At 44.2% G+C, this 17,082-nt stretch carries 9 protein-coding genes; 7 read left to right on the top strand and 2 right to left on the bottom strand.

Annotation, left to right across the window (positions count from 1 at the left end; all coding sequences use genetic code 11):
• Window positions 1-25 precede the first annotated feature (25 nt).
• Complete coding sequence (gene rpoB / locus FHS60_RS08655; RefSeq protein WP_009348393.1) at window positions 26-3,835, top strand: DNA-directed RNA polymerase subunit beta; 3,810 nt, start codon at window positions 26-28, stop codon at window positions 3,833-3,835.
• A gap of 39 nt (window positions 3,836-3,874) precedes the next feature.
• Window positions 3,875-8,143, top strand: a complete 4,269-nt coding sequence (gene rpoC / locus FHS60_RS08650; protein ID WP_183697689.1) for a DNA-directed RNA polymerase subunit beta' — start codon at window positions 3,875-3,877, stop codon at window positions 8,141-8,143.
• 194 nt (window positions 8,144-8,337) lie between these two features.
• On the opposite strand, the gene FHS60_RS08645 is transcribed toward rpoC, so the two are convergent.
• Window positions 8,338-8,667 (bottom strand): DUF3467 domain-containing protein, encoded by a 330-nt coding sequence (locus tag FHS60_RS08645; RefSeq protein ID WP_183697686.1) that lies wholly within the window; start codon window positions 8,665-8,667, stop codon window positions 8,338-8,340.
• A 276-nt stretch (window positions 8,668-8,943) separates the two neighbouring features.
• Between FHS60_RS08645 and FHS60_RS08640 the strand changes: the two genes are divergently transcribed.
• Together FHS60_RS08640 and FHS60_RS08635 are read left to right on the top strand one after the other, a co-directional pair.
• Window positions 8,944-10,173 carry an OmpA family protein gene (locus tag FHS60_RS08640; protein ID WP_244957477.1) on the top strand — a complete coding sequence of 410 codons (1,230 nt, stop codon included), beginning with the start codon at window positions 8,944-8,946 and terminating at the stop codon, window positions 10,171-10,173.
• 221 nt (window positions 10,174-10,394) lie between these two features.
• Window positions 10,395-11,294 carry a diaminopimelate dehydrogenase gene (locus tag FHS60_RS08635; RefSeq protein ID WP_183697683.1) on the top strand — a complete coding sequence of 300 codons (900 nt, stop codon included), beginning with the start codon at window positions 10,395-10,397 and terminating at the stop codon, window positions 11,292-11,294.
• 59 nt (window positions 11,295-11,353) lie between these two features.
• On the opposite strand, the gene FHS60_RS08630 is transcribed toward FHS60_RS08635, so the two are convergent.
• Complete coding sequence (locus tag FHS60_RS08630; RefSeq protein WP_338081930.1) at window positions 11,354-12,922, bottom strand: sulfatase; 1,569 nt, start codon at window positions 12,920-12,922, stop codon at window positions 11,354-11,356.
• 1,015 nt (window positions 12,923-13,937) lie between these two features.
• On the opposite strand from FHS60_RS08630, the gene rpsL reads away from it, so the two are divergent.
• The 3 genes from rpsL (at window position 13,938) to fusA (ending at window position 17,036) form a co-directional block, all read left to right on the top strand.
• A complete protein-coding gene (gene rpsL / locus FHS60_RS08625; protein WP_009348400.1) occupies window positions 13,938-14,321 on the top strand; it encodes a 30S ribosomal protein S12 in 384 nt (127 codons plus the stop codon).
• Window positions 14,322-14,415: 94 nt separating this feature from the next.
• Window positions 14,416-14,892 (top strand): 30S ribosomal protein S7, encoded by a 477-nt coding sequence (gene rpsG, locus FHS60_RS08620; RefSeq protein ID WP_183697680.1) that lies wholly within the window; start codon window positions 14,416-14,418, stop codon window positions 14,890-14,892.
• Between the two features lie 23 nt (window positions 14,893-14,915).
• Window positions 14,916-17,036, top strand: coding sequence for an elongation factor G (fusA, locus tag FHS60_RS08615; protein ID WP_183697676.1), 2,121 nt, complete (start codon window positions 14,916-14,918; stop codon window positions 17,034-17,036).
• Window positions 17,037-17,082 lie beyond the last annotated feature (46 nt).

The raw sequence follows: 17,082 nt of genomic DNA, 5'->3' as shown, positions 1-17,082 counted from the left end.
AAGTCCAATCAACAAATTCAATAGAATGTCCAAAATTATTGATGGTCGCGTAAACTTCGCGTCAGTGCAAAATCCGATGCCTTATCCGGATTTCCTCGACGTGCAGCTGAAATCCTATCGGGATTTCCTCCAACTCGACACTCCGGCAGAAAAGCGTAAAAACGATGGTCTGTACAAAGTTTTTGCTGAGAATTTCCCTATCGCAGATACTCGCAATAACTTTGTGCTTGAATTCCTCGACTATTATATCGATGCTCCACGTTACACGATAGAGGAATGCCTCGAAAGAGGTCTTACGTATAGTGTGCCTCTGAAAGCAAAACTTAAATTGTACTGCACGGATCCAGATCATGAGGATTTCGATACGGTTGTTCAAGATGTTTTCTTGGGCCCCATTCCTTATATGACGGAAAATGGTACCTTTGTTATCAATGGTGCTGAGCGTGTTGTTGTGTCTCAGTTGCACCGTTCTCCGGGTGTATTCTTTGGTTCAAGTGTGCACGCCAATGGTACTCAACTTTATAGTGCGCGTATCATTCCTTTCAAGGGTTCTTGGATTGAGTTTGCTACGGATATTAACAGCGTGATGTATGCTTACATCGATCGTAAGAAAAAGCTGCCCGTAACAACTCTTCTTCGTGCTATCGGTTTTGAAAGTGATAAAGACATTCTTAAGATTTTTAATCTTTCTGATGAGATCAAGGTCAATAAAACCAATTTGAAGAAGGCCGTTGGTCGCAAGTTGGCTGCACGTGTTATGAAAACGTGGGTAGAAGACTTTGTTGATGAAGATACAGGTGAAGTTGTTTCTATTGATCGTAGTGAAATCATTCTCGAGCGTGAGAGCGTTATTGAAGCAGAAGATATCGAAAAGATCATAGATTCTGGTGCACAGACTATTGAAGTACACCATGCTGATACTTCTTCAACGGATTACAGTATTATCTTCAACACTCTTCAGAAGGATCCATGTAATTCCGAGTCAGAGGCTGTTACTTATATCTATCGTCAGTTGCGTAATGCTGATCCTGCGGATGATGCAAGTGCGCGTGAAGTTATCAATAACCTTTTCTTTTCTGATAAGCGTTATGACCTTGGAGAGGTTGGTCGCTATCGTATGAATAAGAAACTTGGTTTGACGACAGATAATGATACTCGCGTCTTGACTCGTGAAGACATTATAGAAATTATCAAGTACCTTGTTGAGCTTATAAACTCTAAGGCTACTGTTGATGATATTGACCACTTAAGTAATCGTCGTGTTCGCACGGTTGGTGAACAATTGGCAAACCAATTCAATATAGGTCTGGCTCGTATGAGTCGTACCATTCGCGAGCGTATGAATGTTCGCGACAATGAGGTGTTTACTCCGATGGATTTGATTAACGCTAAGACAATTTCTTCCGTTATCAATTCCTTCTTCGGAACAAACGCTCTTTCTCAATTTATGGACCAAACAAACCCGCTTGCAGAGGTTACTCATAAGCGACGTCTTTCTGCTCTTGGTCCTGGTGGTCTTTCTCGTGAGCGTGCTGGTTTTGAGGTTCGAGACGTACACTATACTCACTATGGCCGTCTTTGCCCGATTGAGTCTCCTGAAGGTCCAAACATCGGTTTAATTTCTTCTCTTTGTGTTTATGCAAAGATTGACGATCTCGGGTTTATTGAGACTCCGTATCGTCAAGTGAAAGATTCAATTGTCGATTTGAATAACAACAACGTTGTCTACCTCAGTGCAGAGGAAGAGGAAGATAAGATTATTGGCCAGGGTAATGCTCCGCTGAACCCAGATGGTACTTTTATTCGTTCGAAGGTAAAGTGTCGTCAGGATGCAGATTATCCTGTTGTTCCGCCTGCACAAGTTGACTTGATGGACGTTGCACCGCAGCAGATTGCTTCTATTGCTGCTTCTTTGATACCTTTCCTTGAGCACGATGATGCTCACCGTGCATTGATGGGTTCAAACATGATGCGTCAGGCAGTTCCTTTGATTCATTCCGAAGCTCCTATTGTAGGTACAGGTATCGAACGTCAAGTTTGTGTTGATTCTCGCACCATGATTTCTGCAGAGGGTGATGGCGTTGTCGAGTTTGTGGATGCAACTACTATCCGTATCAAGTACGATCGTTCAGAAGATGACGATTTTGTTAGCTTTGATTCAGCAGTAAAGGAATACCGTATTCCAAAGTTCCGTCGCACGAACCAAAATATGGTCTTTGACCTTCGTCCAACCTGTACTGTTGGCCAGCGCGTAACAAAAGGTGAAATCCTAACAGAAGGTTATGCTACGGAAAATGGTGAGTTGGCTCTAGGTCGTAACCTCCTCGTTGCATATATGCCTTGGAAGGGATACAACTACGAGGACGCTATTGTACTCAACGAGCGCATGGTTCGCGAAGATATTCTTACTTCTATTCATGTTGATGAATTCTCTCTCGAAGTCCGTGAGACGAAGCGAGGAATGGAAGAGTTGACTAACGATATTCCAAATGTTAGTGAAGATGCAACGAAAGACCTTGACGAGAACGGTATTATCCGTGTCGGTGCTCGCGTTGTACCTGGTGACATAATGATTGGTAAGATTACGCCGAAGGGCGAAAGCGATCCTACTCCGGAAGAAAAATTGCTCCGTGCAATCTTTGGTGATAAGGCAGGCGATGTTAAAGATGCTTCTTTGAAGGCGAATCCTTCTTTAACGGGCGTTGTTATTGATCGCAAACTCTTTAGTAAGGCAATCAAAACACGTGCTTCTAAGGCCGCAGATAAGATTACGCTTCAGAAACTTGATGATAAGTTCCAACAGGAAACTGAAGAACTAAAGAATCTTATGATAACTAAACTTCTTGCTTTAGTGGAAAATCAGAAGATTCTTGGTGTAAAGGATACAATTGGTACAGAAGTAATTGCAAAGGGGGCTAAATTGACAAAATCTGTTTTAGAAACCCTTGACTTTACCTCATTGCAGCTTAATAACTGGACTACGGATAATCGTATAAACAATCTTATTGGTCGTCTTATTCTGAATTATCTCCATAAATATAACCAAAAAGATGCAGAGCTTAAGCGAAAGAAGTTCTCTATTACAATAGGTGATGAGCTTCCCTCTGGTATCATTCAGATGGCAAAGGTTTATATTGCTAAGAAGCGTAAGATTGGTGTGGGTGATAAGATGGCAGGTCGACATGGTAACAAGGGTATTGTTTCCAAGGTCGTACGCCAAGAAGATATGCCTTTCTTGCCCGATGGCCGTCCTGTTGATATTGTCTTGAACCCGCTGGGCGTACCTTCGCGTATGAACCTCGGTCAGATTTTTGAAGCTGTGCTCGGTGCTGCAGGTTATCGCCTCGGTGTTAAGTTTGCTACGCCTATCTTTGATGGTGCACATCTCGAAGACCTTTGCGAATGGACAGATAAGGCCGGCTTACCGCGCTATTGCTCCATGCAGCTTTATGATGGTGCAACAGGAGAGGCTTTCGACCAGAAGGCAACTGTAGGTATGACCTATATGCTGAAACTCGGTCACATGGTTGAAGATAAGATGCACGCACGCTCTATCGGTCCGTACTCTCTCATTACTCAGCAACCCCTTGGTGGTAAAGCACAATTTGGTGGTCAGCGTTTTGGTGAGATGGAGGTTTGGGCACTTGAAGCTTTTGGTGCTTCTCATGTGTTGCAAGAAGTTCTCACTATTAAGTCCGATGATGTAACAGGTCGTGCCAAGGCTTATGAAGCAATCGTTAAAGGTGAACAGATGCCTACTCCAGGTATTCCTGAATCTCTCAATGTTCTGCTCCACGAGCTTCGCGGTTTGGGTCTCAGCATCAAGCTCGACTAATCCCAAAAACTCTTTACACAATTATATATATAGAATATCATGGCTTTTAAAAGAGACAATAAGATAAAGAGTAACTTCACGAAGATTACCATTGGTTTGGCATCTCCAGAAGAAATTCTGGCAAACTCCTATGGTGAGGTTCTGAAACCTGAAACCATCAACTATCGCACTTATAAACCAGAGCGCGATGGCCTCTTCTGCGAGCGCATTTTTGGTCCGACAAAGGACTATGAGTGCCATTGTGGTAAGTACAAGCGCATTCGCTATAAAGGCATCGTTTGTGACCGCTGCGGTGTTGAGGTAACAGAGAAAAAGGTACGTCGTGAGCGCGCAGGCCACATTGCGCTTGTAGTCCCCGTGGCTCATATTTGGTATTTCCGTTCACTTCCCAATAAGATGGGCTACCTCCTTGGTATGCCCACGAAGAAGCTCGACTCCGTTATCTATTACGAGCGCTATATCGTGATTCAGCCAGGTGTCTTGGTAGATGATGTAGAGTATATGCAGTTGCTTGAGGAATCTGAATACCTCGAACTCCTTCGCAAACTCCCGAAAGAAAATCAGTATCTTGAAGATACAGATCCCAATAAGTTCATTGCTAAGATGGGTGCAGAGGCTATTTATGACCTTTTGAGCCGTCTTGACCTTGACCAAATGAGTTATGAGCTTCGTGACCGTGCGAATAGCGACTCTTCACAGCAGCGTAAGAATGAGGCATTGAAGCGTCTTCAGGTTGTTGAATCTTTCCGCGCAAGCAAAGAAACTAATCGTCCCGAATGGATGATTATGAAGATTCTGCCTGTTACACCGCCCGATCTCCGCCCACTCGTTCCTCTTGATGGTGGTCGTTTTGCAACGTCCGATTTGAACGACCTCTATCGTCGTGTCTTGATTCGTAACAATCGTTTGAAACGACTCATCGAAATCAAAGCCCCTGAAGTGATTCTTCGTAATGAGAAACGTATGCTGCAGGAAGCTGTTGATAGTCTTTTTGACAACTCTCGCAAGAGTAGTGCCGTTAAGAGCGACAGTAACCGTCCGTTGAAATCTCTCTCAGATGCTCTTAAGGGTAAGCAAGGTCGTTTCCGTCAGAACCTACTTGGTAAGCGTGTTGACTACTCTGCACGTTCTGTAATCGTTGTTGGTCCTGAGTTGAAGATGGGCGAATGCGGTCTGCCAAAATTGATGGCAGCAGAACTCTATAAGCCGTTTATCATTCGTAAGCTCATTGAGCGCGGTATTGTTAAAACGGTAAAAAGTGCAAAGAAGATTGTAGACCGTCGCGATCCCGTGATTTGGGACATCCTTGAATACGTGATGAAAGGTCACCCTGTGCTCCTTAACCGTGCACCGACCCTTCACCGTTTAGGTATCCAGGCCTTCCAACCGAAGCTCATTGAAGGTAAAGCAATTCAGCTCCACCCGTTAGCATGTACGGCTTTCAATGCCGACTTCGACGGTGACCAGATGGCTGTTCACCTCCCCTTGAGCAACGAAGCTATTATGGAGGCAGAAGTATTGATGCTTCAGAGCCATAATATTTTGAATCCTGCCAACGGTGCTCCTATTACAGTACCCTCACAGGATATGGTTCTCGGTTTGTATTATATCACAAAACTGCGTAAGGGAGCCAAGGGAGAAGGCCTTACTTTCTATGGTGCAGAAGAAGCTATCATTGCTTACAATGAAGGTAAGGTAGATGTTCATGCTCCAGTGAAAGTTATCGTTGACGATGTTGACGAGAAAGGTTTCCCGCTCCGTCACATGGTTGAAACTTCTGTAGGTCGTGTCATTGTTAATGAAATAATACCTCAAGAGGTTGGTTTCTTCAATGGTATCATTTCAAAGAAGTCTTTACGCGATATTATTGCACGTGTAATTAAGACTGTGAATATGGCTCGTGCTTGCGAATTCCTTGATGGCATTAAGAATCTGGGCTATCGTAAGTCATACGAAGGTGGTCTTTCGTTCAACCTTGATGATATTATCATCCCAGTTGAGAAGAAAGATATCGTACAGCGCGGTAATGATGAAATCGATCAGATTACATCCAACTATAACATGGGTTTCATTACCGACAAGGAGCGTTACAATCAAGTGATTGATACGTGGACTCACGTTAATACGGACTTGAAGAAGACGTTGATGAAGCAGATGACAGAAGCCGACCAAGGTTTCAATGCTGTGTTCATGATGTTGGATTCTGGTGCTCGTGGTTCTGCAGATCAGATTGCTCAGTTGGCAGGTATGCGTGGTTTGATGGCTAAGCCGCAGAAAGCCGGTGCCGAAGGCGCGCAAATTATTGAGAACCCGATTCTTTCTAACTTCAAGGAAGGTATGAGTGTGTTGGAGTACTTTATCTCTACTCACGGTGCTCGTAAGGGTTTGGCCGATACCGCTTTGAAGACTGCGGATGCTGGTTATCTGACTCGCCGTTTGGTGGATGTTAGCCACGACGTAATTATTAACGAACTTGACTGTGGCACACTCCGTGGTCTCGTATGTACAGCTTTGAAGGATGGCGATGAAACCATCTCTTCTTTGGGTGAGCGTATTCTCGGCCGTGTCAGTGTTCACGATATTATTCATCCTACAACGGGTAAGCTCATCATTGCAGCAGGTGAAGAAATCACAGAATCTGTTGCTGACGAAATTGAAGCAAGTCCAATAGAAAGTGTTGAAATTCGTTCAGTTCTCACTTGTGAGAGCAAGCACGGTGTTTGCCAGAAGTGTTATGGTCGCAACTTGGCTACTCATCGCTTAGTGCAGATGGGTGAACCTGTTGGTGTGATTGCAGCACAGTCTATCGGTGAGCCTGGTACACAGCTTACTCTTCGTACGTTCCACGCAGGTGGTATTGCTTCTAATGATGCTGCAAAAGCAACCATTATTGCTAAGCAAGATTGTCGCGTAGAATTTGAAGAACTTCGTACGGTTGAAATTACCAATGAAGACGGAAGTGCGGGTAAAGTTGTTGTGGGTCGTTTGGCCGAAGTTCGCTTTGTTGATGAAAATACGGGCATCGTGCTCTCTACCCAGAATGTACCTTATGGAGCTCAACTCTACATCAAGGACAAAGATCATGTTGAAAAGGGAACTGTGATTGCTAAGTGGGACCCTTTCAATGCTGTAATCGTAACAGAGTTCTCTGGTAAGCTTCGTTTCAATGATATCATTGAAGGTGTAACTTATCGTGTAGAACAAGATGAAGCTACAGGTTTGCGAGAACGCATCGTGATAGAGTCCAAAGAGAAAAATAAGATCCCAACAGTTGACATTCTCAACGAAAAGGGTGAAATCCTCCATAGCTACAACTTCCCCATCAATGGTCACATCGTTGTTGAGAATGGCGAAACTCTCACAGCGGGTGAAATTCTCGTGAAGATTCCACGTGCTGTTGGTAAGGCTGGTGATATCACTGGTGGTCTTCCCCGTGTTACTGAGCTCTTCGAAGCTCGCAACCCGAGCAATCCCGCTGTTGTTAGTGAAATTGACGGTGAGGTAACAATGGGTTCACTGAAGCGTGGTAATCGCGAAGTCATTGTGACTTCTAAGCTTGGCGAAATCAAAAAGTACCTCGTTCCTCTGTCAAAGCAGATTCTGGTGCAGGAAAACGACTATGTTCGTGCAGGTGAAGCCCTCTCTGATGGTTCTATCACTCCGTCTGACATCCTCTCAATCATGGGTCCAACGGCAGTACAAGAATATATTGTGAATCAAGTGCAAGACGTTTACCGTCTTCAGGGTGTGAAGATCAATGATAAGCACTTTGAGGTTATCGTTCGTCAGATGATGCGCAAGGTACAGATCAATGATCCAGGTGATACTCGCTTCCTCGAACTCCAGATGATCGACAAACTCGATTTCGCAGACGAGAACGATCGCATTTGGGGTAAGAAAGTTGTTGTTGACTCTGGCGATAGTGAAACAATGAAGAAGGGTATGATTGTAACGGCTCGTAAGCTCCGCGATGAGAACTCTCAGTTGAAACGCCGCGACCTCAAGCTTGTTAAGACTCGTGATGCTGTTGCTGCAACGTCCACTCAGGTTCTTCAAGGTATCACGCGCGCAGCATTGCAGACTAAGAGCTTCATGTCTGCCGCTTCCTTCCAGGAAACAACTAAGGTGCTCAACGAAGCAGCCATCAGTGGCAAGACCGACCAGCTCGACGGTATGAAGGAGAACGTTATCTGCGGTCACCTCATTCCTGCAGGTACAGGTATGCGTGAGTTTACTCACCTCGTTGTAGGCGATATGGACGATTATAGACGCATGCAAAAAGAAGAAGCCGAAGCTGCAGAAGCATAAACTTACTTCTTGCTATATAAAAAGTGTCGCTTTTAAAACTAGAGCGACACTTTTTTGTTGCATTGATTCTTCTATACTAAATGTAGTTTTAGAGGACAGTATCAAAGCTATAGGTTTCCTATATCTAATTTTGAGACAAATAAAAAGCGGACAATCTCTTCAGATTGCCCGCTTAAATTTATGGATGGCCAGTTTTAAGCATTGCCTTGGGGAACACCGAAGGGATTTGCCGTCTTGCTACCAGCTTGAGCTAACTCGGGAAGTTCGATAGAGCCAAACTGAGCCTCATATTTCTGAACATTATCTTGCAAAGCAGCCAGCAAACGCTTAGCATTTTCAGGAGCTAACATGATGCGAGCTACTACTGGAGCCTTGGGCATACCCGGGAGTACACGAACAAAGTCAGCAATGAACTCAGCATGAGAGTGCGACAGAATTGCGAGGTTTGCATAGTTGCCCATTGCAACTTCTGGAGTCAGTTCAATCTGAAGCTGACCATCTTGGGGATTGTTTTTATCTTCCATTTTAGTCAAAGTGTTTATTATTAAAGATTTGTCTGTTTTTGCTATTCCTATACGACAAAAGTAGCCTATAAATGTCGAAGAGCCAAGTAAAAAAACTAATTTTATTGAATATTCAACGAAAAGATATAGTTTTTTGCTGAAAGGTTTGCATATATCAAAATTTATATGGAATTTTGCGACGTCTATTTTAGGCACTTAAAAGAACTCATTGGAACGATGGACAACTTAAGATACTAATAATATAGAAATATAAAGTCACTAATTTTTTATTTAACTATGCGTAAATTATTTACATTGATTGCAGCAAGTGCAATGGTACTTGGTGCAAACGCACAGGGCTACGAAGGCAATAAGTTCTTCGATAATTGGTCTTTTGGTGTAGAAGGTGGTGTTAATACAGCTACTACTGCTCTTCATCAAGTAAGCGGCTCTAATAAGGCTTGGAAGCAAGGTGCTTTCTTTGGTGGTATGCGTGCTATTGCAGGTGTTGAATTGACGAAGCAGATCGCTCCTGCTTTCGGTATCGCAGTTCAGGATCGCGCAGCTTTTAACTGGACAGACTCTAAAACGGTTGTTGACTACAACGACTTGGTACTTTTGGCAAAGTTGAACTTCATGAACTTCTTCGGTGGTTACACGGGTACTCCACGTACTTTTGAACTTGAAGGTGTATTTGGTGGTGGCTGGCGCTACTATTTCAACAAGAACGCTAACTATATTAATAACTCTTGGGTTAACAAGTACGAGAAGACAGATGGTACTGGCCGTAATGATTTTATTGCAAAGGCTGGTTTGAATCTGTTGTTTAATCTCGGCGAGAAGAAGGCTTGGACTATTGCTGTTAAGCCCGCTATCGTTTGGGATCTTGACTATTTCTCTTATCGTGGTAATGATCCTTATAATGGAGCTCGTTTTAATATGCACCATAGCAACGTTGAAATTATGGCAGGTCTTACTTACCACTTCAAGAGCTCTAATGGTGCTCACCACTTCACTATTGTTACTCCACGCGACCAGGCTGAAATCGATGGTCTGAATGCACGTATCAACGATCTCCGTGGTCAGCTCGCTGATAAGGACGCTCAGCTCGACGCTGCTAACCGTCAGATCGCTGATCTCCAGAACCAGCTCAACGACTGCCGCAACCAGAAACCAGTTGTTAAGGTGAAGGAAGACACTAAGCGTTTGATGGAATCTGCTGTAACATTCCGTCAAGGTAAGAGTATTATTGATGCTTCTCAGATGCCAAATGTAGAGCGTGTAGCAATTTACCTCAAGAACCATCCTGAAGCTACTGCATCTATCAAGGGATATGCTTCTCCTGAAGGTCCTCTGGATTTGAATAAGCGTCTTGCTGTTGCTCGTGCTAACGCTGTTAAGACTATGCTCGTTAATAAGTACAAGATTGCTGCTAATCGTCTGAACGCTGAAGGTCAGGGTATCGGTAATATGTTCTCTGAACCTGAGTGGAATCGTGTTGCTATCAGCACTATCATCGAGAAGTAAGATTTAGACTTACATGACTTTTTATATGAGAGCTGGAAGTTTCTTCCAGCTCTTTTCGTTTTTTTACTAAGTTGATCTTTTGATAAATAGAAATAGCTGAAGAGGGAAACAATTGAGCTATTCTTTTTATCTATACTTCAAAAAGGTATAATTTATATTAAAAGCATTGTCGCAGATTGGAGGAATCAGTAATTTCGCGGACGAATAGATTATATATAACAATGAAAAAAATAAAGGTAGCAATAGTTGGCTATGGTAATATCGGCCACTATACATTGCAGGCTCTTGAGGCTGCACCCGATTTTGAAATTGTGGGTATTGTTCGTCGTAATCCTGAAGAAGAACAACCGCAAGAACTTGCTCCTTACAAGGTAGTGAAGAATATAGCAGAACTTGGTCAGGTAGATGTGGCGATTCTTGCTACTCCCTCACGTAAGGTCGAAGAAACTGCCAAACTTATTTTGGCTTTGGGTATCAATACCGTTGATAGTTTCGATATTCATACAGAGATACTGAGGCTTCGTTCAGAACTTTCTACTTCTGCTTTAGCAAATAATGCTGTAAGCATCATCTCTGCTGGTTGGGATCCCGGTACAGATTCAATTGTCCGCACAATGTTGCAAGCCGTTGCTCCAAAGGGCTTGACATATACAAACTTCGGTCCAGGTATGAGTATGGGGCACACTGTGGCTGTGAAAGCGATTAAAGGTGTGAAAGCTGCGCTTTCTATGACGATTCCTCTTGGTACAAGTATTCATCGTCGTATGGTTTATATCGAATTGGAAGAAGGGACTGATTTTAAAGAGGTGGAAACGGCAATTAAGAACGATCCTTATTTTGTGCATGATGAAACGCACGTTCAGCAAGTTTCTTGTGTGAATGATGTTATTGATATGGGACATGGTGTGAATCTTACGCGAAAAGGCGTTAGTGGAACAACTCAAAATCAGCTTTTCGAATTTAAGATGCACATCAATAATCCCGCACTCACCGCTCAGATCCTTGTTTGTGCTGCTCGTGCAACCATGCGTCAGCAACCTGGTTGCTATACTATGCCTGAAGTTCCTGTCATCGACCTCTTGCCTGGAGATCGCGACCAGCTCATCGCAGAATTAGTTTAGTACTAAAAATGAATGATACTATTGGGGCGAAGTGATTCACTTCGCCCCAATAGCGTTTTCTATGGTTCGTCAGGCCACGGCACTTGTTGTTTGTTCCGTTTCCATGTAGGCCGTTGCGCGTTGTAGGTACGTAGAGAATCGGAAAGTTCCTGCGCAAGTTGTTGTGTCAAGATGGGCTGAGCAGTTGAAATATCATTTCGTTCGCCAATGTCTTCCTTGATATTAAACAAACGCTTTTCACGTGTTTCCCAGAAATAAACAAGGTGATAATCGCCTTTCATAATCGCCGAGTAAGCTCCGTATCCCTCTTCGCGTGAAACGCCTGTTGTCCAAATGTTAGGGAAATGCCAAATAAATGTGCGTTCGCGCCGTTTGTTCGGTTGTTTTAATAAGTCTACAAAGCTGATTCCATCCACATTTTGCAGCGTCTTATAACTTTTTACACCTGCCATCTCCAGAAGCGACGGAAAGAAATCCTCTATCATAACGCGATTGTCATTAACCGTTCCCGCTTTTGTCACTTTGGGCCAATAAACAATCATAGGCTCTTTTATTCCGCCAAGGTAAGCTGAGCCTTTACCTGCCCGCGCAGGCCAATTCTGATCATAGTCTTCTCTTCCTTGTCTGACGGCTACGCCTTGCCCGCCATTGTCAGACATGAAAATAATGATCGTGTTTTGAGCAGTCTTGGGGTGTTGTTCGAGAAAATTCATCAAGTCGCCCAAACTCTTGTCCATTCCCTCCACTAGCGCAGCGTGGTTGATTTCGCTTTTATTGAGGCGCGCTTTTAGTTGCTCGTCATAAACGCCCTGTCCGTCACGATCTTGGTAGTTGCTTGTGAAGCGTGTGTCAGGTTGGTAGGGGATGTGGATAGCGTAATGCGACATATAGAGAAAGAATGGTTTCTTTTCTGCAATAGGCTTTTTCAGATGTTCTATCGCCTCCAGCGTTAAAGCCTCAGTGAGGAACGTTCCTTTTTCATAGTATTTTTCTAAACCACCCACATGAAAATCTCCATGTCCATAATTTTCCGCAGCCAAGTAGCTGCCAGGACCTCCATTAGCAGCTCCCGCAATGTTTATGTCAAATCCCATTTCTAATGGATTTTCTCCAGGCGTTTGCTGCGCACCAAAGTGGGCTTTGCCGCAAAGTATGGTATAATATCCGTGGTCGTGTAGCAGTTGTGGTAGGGGAGTGATAAAAGTGGCCCGCCCGAAATTAGCATTGCTCTGTGCCTTTTCTGGTTGAATGCCATTACAGTTCCATTCGGGCAAATCCACAGAGTCGCTGGGAGAGTCCGTGGTCCGATTGAAATGAATCGTCCAGTTTGTCACACGATGGCGGGCTGCGTTCATTCCCGATAGGAGCGAACAACGCGATGGGGAGGAAATAGCGCATGCATAAGCTTGAGTGAATTTCACGCCCATATTGGCAAGTCGTTCCATATTTGGTGTATGGTAGCGATTATTGAGCGGAGTGGAACGGTCCCAAAATGGAACAGATGTTTCTTGCCATCCCATATCGTCTACAAGAAAGAAAACAATGTTCGGGCGTTGCCGAGCTTGCAAGGGAAGGCTTAGTGCAAAACCTGTTAAGGCCATTCCGAAATACGGATGAAAGTTCTTCATGACTGTGTCTATGAAATGCGTTAGATGTTATGGTTGCAAATATACATTTTTGTAGGACAACTTGTTCTGCGCTCTCATAAAATGCGCGAAAATCTTAAGAATCATGGTTCATCCCCTTTTGTGCGAGTTGTTTAATTCTATGTTTCGAAGTACATCTAATAAAAATGGTTCATCCCCGAATTGCGTGGGTACTTTTCTGTACTCATAAACACCAGTACAATTTTGGGATGAACCTTATTTTTCTCATTGCAAGCGTTGAGGGAGTAAAGATATGCGTGAGCAGAAGTGGATGCTGTGCGATACAGCTGAGGACGATGGATAGAAATTGTTGCTTCTATTATCACTCCTACCAGTAAAAACTTGATTTTTGTTGTCACGTTGTCACCGCGGAGTAAATACGCTGATAAACAATAGGTTGCGGGTGTGATAACGAATTATTTGTTGTCACGCGTTGTCACGTTGTTGTCACGCGCTCAATCCATAGATTTTCAGTTAGTTATACTCAAAGTGTGACGACGTGACAGCGTGACAACAAAAAAACAAACTCGGGAGAGGTGTGTGTTTTCTCTTAGTTGCGGCCTTATTTGTCGCGCTCACAAATACAATAAGGGTGCGAGCTGACGCAATAAGGATGTCAGCTGACAGCCTTATTGTATTTTCAAACGCACTAAGGATATTTGCGGGAGGGTTGAGGTTAGTGGGACTCAAGGATAACACCAATGCAATTCGAGGATGAATCATAAAAATGGGAGAGAGTATGGTAGTATCGTTGTTCTATGAGAGTGTGTGAAATCAAGAATTATCGTAGCCTATTTTGATAAAATAAAGAATGCAACGCTCGGAAGAAGTTTCCGCTGAATAGACGAAAGAGAAAAAGATGCTAAATATAAGTTGTTGAAATCTTGTTCGTTCAGATTGTTTTTCATAATTTTGCAGCCGCTAAGGCATATTGTATGCCTACATCTCGAGTAAGAAAAAAATAAAACAAATATATAAACAATTAAAAATCAACAAAATGCCTACTATTCAACAATTAGTAAGAAAGGGTAGAACAGCAGAGACGGCTAATTCAAAGTCACCTGCTCTTGATTCTTGCCCGCAGCGTAGAGGCGTGTGCGTTCGTGTTTATACCACAACGCCGAAGAAGCCTAATTCAGCAATGCGTAAGGTGGCTCGTGTTCGTTTGACGAACTCTAAGGAAGTCAACTCTTACATCCCCGGAGAAGGCCACAACCTGCAGGAACACAGCATTGTGCTTGTTCGTGGTGGTCGTGTAAAAGACCTTCCTGGTGTTCGTTATCACATCGTTCGTGGTACATTGGATACTGCCGGTGTTGCTAATCGTACGCAGCGTCGTTCTAAGTACGGTGCTAAGCGTCCCAAAGCAGCTAAGAAGTAATTAGAAATAAAATTTGGTTTGCAGAAAGGTTGAGTAAACATCGCAACGGCGAGTTGAAGAACAAAGATGCAGCCCATTAAAACCAATAAGAAAAATGAGAAAAGCTAAACCAAAAAAACGACTGATCCTTCCGGATCCCGTTTTCGGAGACCAGAAGGTTTCCAAGTTTGTGAATCACCTGATGTACGATGGTAAGAAGAATATCTCTTATGAGATTTTCTACAATGCTTTGAATCTCGTAGGTGAGAAAATGAAGGACAATGAAAAGTCTCCGCTGGAGATTTGGAAGGCTGCCCTCGATAAGATCACTCCGCAGGTAGAGGTGAAGAGCCGCCGTATTGGTGGTGCTACTTTCCAGGTGCCTACAGAAATTCGTCCCGACCGCAAAGAGAGCGTCTCTATGAAGAATATGATTGCTTTCGCTCGTAAGCGTGGTGGTAAGACTATGGCCGACAAGCTCGCTGCCGAAATTATGGACGCATTCAACGAGCAGGGTGGCGCATTCAAGCGTAAGGAAGATATGCACCGCATGGCTGAGGCTAACCGTGCATTCGCTCACTTCAGATTCTAAACAGAAAGTAGCATAAAATAACAATGGCAAAACAAGATCTTCATTTGACGCGTAATATCGGTATCATGGCTCACATTGATGCTGGTAAAACGACTACATCCGAACGTATCCTCTTCTACACTGGTAAGACTCACAAGATCGGTGAGGTTCACGATGGTGCAGCAACGATGGACTGGATGGCTCAGGAGCAGGAGCGCGGTATCACTATTACTTCCGCTGCTACAACTTGCTCTTGGAACTGGAATAATAATTCTTATAAGATCAACCTGATTGACACTCCGGGACACGTTGACTTCACTGCTGAGGTTGAGCGTTCTCTCCGTGTTCTTGATGGTGCTGTAGCTACTTACTCTGCTGCCGATGGTGTTCAGCCTCAGTCTGAAACTGTTTGGCGCCAGGCAGACAAATACAACGTTCCCCGTATCGGTTACGTGAACAAGATGGACCGTTCTGGTGCAGACTTCTTTGAGACTGTACGCCAGATGAAGGACCTTCTCGGTGCAAACCCTGTTCCTGTTCAGATTCCTATCGGTGCAGAAGAAAACTTCAAGGGCGTTGTCGACCTCATCAAGATGAAGGCTATCCTTTGGCACGATGAGGCAATGGGTGCAGACTACGATGTAGAAGAAATTCCCGCAGAACTCGTTGACGAAGCTCAAGAGTGGCGTGATAAGATGCTCGAAGAGGCTTCTAATTTCGACGAGGATCTCATGACGAAGTACTTCGACGATCCTGCTACTATCACAGAAGAAGAAATTATCGCAGCTCTTCGCAAGGGTACTGTAGCTATGGAGATTACTCCTATGCTCCTCGGTTCTTCTTACAAGAATAAGGGTGTACAGCCTTTGCTCGACTACGTTTGTGCATTCCTTCCCAGCCCTGTGGATGCAGTCAACATTGTTGGTACTAATCCTGAAACAGGCGAAGAGGAAGATCGTAAGCCTAGCGAAGACGAACCTACTTCAGCTCTCGCGTTTAAGATTGCTACTGATCCATACATGGGCCGTCTCGTATTCTTCCGCGTTTATTCTGGTAAGATTGTTGCAGGTTCTTATATCTACAATAGCCGTTCAGGCAAGAAGGAGCGCATCAGCCGCCTCTTCCAGATGAACTCCAATAAGGAAATTCCTATGGAGAGCATCGACGCTGGTGATATTGGTGCAGGTGTAGGCTTCAAGGATATTCATACAGGTGATACTCTTTGCGACGAAGCACACCCTATCGTTCTCGAATCTATGGACTTCCCCGATCCCGTTATCGGTATCGCTGTTGAGCCTAAGACTCAGAAGGATATGGATAAGCTCTCTCTCGGTTTGCAGAAGCTCGCTGAAGAAGATCCTACTTTCACCGTTCGTACTGACGAGCAGAGCGGTCAGACCATTATCTCTGGTATGGGTGAGCTCCACCTCGATATCATTATCGACCGTCTGAAGCGTGAGTTCAAGGTAGAATGTAACCAAGGTAAGCCTCAGGTTAACTACAAGGAAGCTATCACGAAGACTGTTAACCTCCGCGAAGTTTATAAGAAGCAGAGTGGTGGTCGCGGTAAGTTCGCAGATATCATCGTTAACGTTGGTCCAGTGGATGAAGACTTCACGGAAGGCGGACTCCAGTTTGTCAACAAGGTTACTGGTGGTAACATTCCTAAGGAATTCATTCCTAGCGTACAGAAGGGTTTTGAAAGTGCAATGAAAGCCGGTGTGCTCGGTGGCTTCCCTCTGGATAGTCTCAAGGTTGAGTTGCTCGATGGTTCTTTCCATCCCGTTGACTCTGACCAGTTGTCATTCGAAGTTGCAGCCCTCCAGGCTTACAAGAACTCTTGCTCTCAAGCAGGTCCTGTTCTGATGGAACCAATCATGGCTCTCGAAGTTGTAACTCCAGAAGAGAACATGGGTGACGTTATCGGCGACTTGAACAAGCGTCGTGGTCAGGTTGAAGGTATGGAGAGCAGCCGCAGCGGTGCTCGTGTAGTAAAGGCTAAGGTGCCTCTCGCAGAAATGTTCGGTTACGTAACAGCTTTGCGTACTATTACTTCAGGTCGTGCTACTTCTTCTATGACGTACCACCACCACGCACCTCTTTCTTCTTCTATCGCTCGCACGGTACTTGAAGAAATTAACGGCCGCGTAGACCTTATCAAGTAAAAAATCACTACTGCCCAGACGGCAGGCTAACGAATGACTCTTAGCC

Source organism: Alloprevotella rava (genome assembly GCF_014195585.1).
In the GTDB taxonomy this organism is placed as follows: domain Bacteria; phylum Bacteroidota; class Bacteroidia; order Bacteroidales; family Bacteroidaceae; genus Alloprevotella; species Alloprevotella rava.
The sequence above is the reverse complement of the archived record's forward strand: the minus strand, read 5'-3'. Positions and strand labels throughout refer to the sequence as shown.

Coding starts and splice junctions, on each gene's coding strand:
- FHS60_RS08635 (WP_183697683.1), top strand. CDS start 10,395: ATGAAAAAAATAAAGGTAGCAATAGTTGGCTATGGTAATATCGGCCAC.
- fusA (WP_183697676.1), top strand. CDS start 14,916: ATGGCAAAACAAGATCTTCATTTGACGCGTAATATCGGTATCATGGCT.
- rpsG (WP_183697680.1), top strand. CDS start 14,416: ATGAGAAAAGCTAAACCAAAAAAACGACTGATCCTTCCGGATCCCGTT.
- FHS60_RS08645 (WP_183697686.1), bottom strand. CDS start 8,667: ATGGAAGATAAAAACAATCCCCAAGATGGTCAGCTTCAGATTGAACTG.
- FHS60_RS08630 (WP_338081930.1), bottom strand. CDS start 12,922: ATGAAGAACTTTCATCCGTATTTCGGAATGGCCTTAACAGGTTTTGCA.
- rpoC (WP_183697689.1), top strand. CDS start 3,875: ATGGCTTTTAAAAGAGACAATAAGATAAAGAGTAACTTCACGAAGATT.
- rpoB (WP_009348393.1), top strand. CDS start 26: ATGTCCAAAATTATTGATGGTCGCGTAAACTTCGCGTCAGTGCAAAAT.
- rpsL (WP_009348400.1), top strand. CDS start 13,938: ATGCCTACTATTCAACAATTAGTAAGAAAGGGTAGAACAGCAGAGACG.
- FHS60_RS08640 (WP_244957477.1), top strand. CDS start 8,944: ATGCGTAAATTATTTACATTGATTGCAGCAAGTGCAATGGTACTTGGT.